Genomic DNA, 288 nt, shown 5'->3' with positions numbered 1-288 from the left:
ATCAAAAATGACGTCGCCGATGCGAATCACTTTCCAGGTATCTTCTTCCCAGGCGCCAGCGCCTGAAATCACCAGATTAGGGCGAAACTGTTCCATTTTGACGCTTGCCGGACAGCGCTGTTGCAGATCGCGTAGCGACGCTTCATTGGTCAGCAGATAGGGATAACCGTCGGCGAAGGATAAGGGAACGTCATCGTGGCGCTTTACCCGGCGCGTCAGTTGCGGGCCAACCCAGCGTAACTGCTGGAAACCAAAATCACCAGCAATACGCCGCTGGATCTGGTGTGG

1 protein-coding gene is annotated in these 288 nt (G+C 55.2%); it reads right to left on the bottom strand.

Annotated elements, in window-relative coordinates:
• Positions 1-288 (bottom strand): MOSC domain-containing protein (locus FDX22_RS15665; protein ID WP_146717431.1); only part of this gene is annotated, 288 nt, incomplete at both ends.

Source organism: Citrobacter sp. TBCS-14 (genome assembly GCF_005280805.1).
GTDB classification, from domain to species: Bacteria; Pseudomonadota; Gammaproteobacteria; order Enterobacterales; family Enterobacteriaceae; genus Citrobacter; species Citrobacter gillenii.
Note: the sequence above shows the minus strand (reverse complement) of the source record. Positions and strands in the feature narration are given on the sequence as shown.